Here is a 1,705-nt window from a genome sequence, read left to right on the forward strand (position 1 = left end):
ATTTAAAGGGTTTCTAATTTCATCAATTGCAATGACCACATTTGTAGGAACAGATCTAATCCTACAAAATGATAGTATTCATAATAAAGTTTACGCTGAATCTAATAATGTCACATACAAAGAAAGAGATTCACAGGAAGAAAGATTAATTGTAAAGTTTAAAAATCAAATTGACTTACCTTATGAAGATGGTATTGAGAAACGAATAAAAAATGGGGATTATGATAACAATTTAAAGCAGTTATTTTCCGAAAATACAGAACTTACTTTGAATCGTCTGTTCTCATCTGTAAATCCGATAGAGATTGAAAAGTTATCAGTACAATCTAAATCAGTTGCTAATGAATCAGCTAATAATTTATTAAATTATTATATTGTACAAGCTCCTAATAACATAGAAATAGAATTATTACTGAAAAAATTTGAAACATCTTCTCTCGTAGAGGAGGCTTATATACAAGAAAAACAAATTTTGACACCCCCTGAAATACAGTTACCAAATTTATCTGTTAATCCGTACGATGATCCTAGATTTAAAAATCAAGGATATCTTGAAGCGGCACCAAAGGGAATTAATGCCTCGCATGCTTGGAGCATTAAAGGTGGTGATGGGAAGGGTACAACTTTTGTGGATATGGAATATGGATGGTTATTGAACCATGAGGATTTAGTCAATAAAAATATTAAGCTTATGTCGGGACAAAATATAAGCCAGCATAGAGCTCATGGTACTTCTGTATTAGGAATTGTTTCATCTGAAGATAATCAAATTGGAAATATTGGAATTGCACCAAAAGCAAATGTAAAAGTAATATCCCAGATTAGGGATAATGGAATTTATAATACGGCGGATGCTATTTTAAGTGCTGTACATAATTTACAAGCGGGAGATATTCTTTTATTAGAGGCACAAGCTTCGTATGATGGGTATGGGGATAAATATTTACCTGTAGAAGTACATCCAGATATTTTTGATGCAATTCGTGTTGGTGCAGATAAAGGGATTATTATTATAGAAGCTGGCGCAAATGGTTCAAACGACTTAGATAATTTTAAAGATCGTAATGGAAAAAAGATCTTAAATCGAAATAGTCCAGACTTCAAGGATTCAGGTGCTATTATGGTTGGGGCGGGATCATCAACTGTTCCACATAAACGTTTATGGTTTTCAAATTATGGAAGTCGATTAGATGTATATGGATGGGGAGAAAATGTTGATACAACATCAGCAAATCCAAGTCAAAATACTACAAATTTATATACATCAACATTTAGTGGAACATCAAGTGCTTCACCAATTATTGCTGGAGCAGCAACTTCGATACAAGGTATTGCTAAAGAACATCGAGGCTCTCCTTATACACCAGTAGAATTAAGAAATATCTTAAGTAATCCGAATACAGGAACAAAATCTCAAGATCCGTGGAATGATAGAATAGGTGTTTTACCTGATTTAAAAACTATATTAGATAACTTAGGTTTTAATTCAGATATACCGAACTCTTCTAGTATTTTAGAAGGAAAGCAGTTTGCATGGTCACTAAAAGGAATTAGTGATTTTGAGTTTGCTAAAATTAATTTCAATAAATCGACAGAAGAAATGCAAGTGGACTTAAAAGCAGGCGTACCGCATCATTATTTTAATGAAACATATGCGAGTATTAAAGTCCAAAATGCATCAGGAAAAGTAGTATACAATAAAGAC

The 1,705-nt window shown here is 32.5% G+C and carries 1 protein-coding gene; it reads left to right on the forward strand.

The genetic code is table 11. The annotated features are described in order from the left end of the window. The coding region (locus ABWK52_RS28440; protein ID WP_353772330.1) for a S8 family serine peptidase at positions 1-1,705 on the forward strand (1,705 nt) is incomplete at both ends.

Origin of the sequence: Bacillus sp. AP50, assembly GCF_040492675.1 — a bacterium.
Lineage (GTDB): Bacteria > Bacillota > Bacilli > Bacillales > Bacillaceae_G > Bacillus_A > Bacillus_A cereus.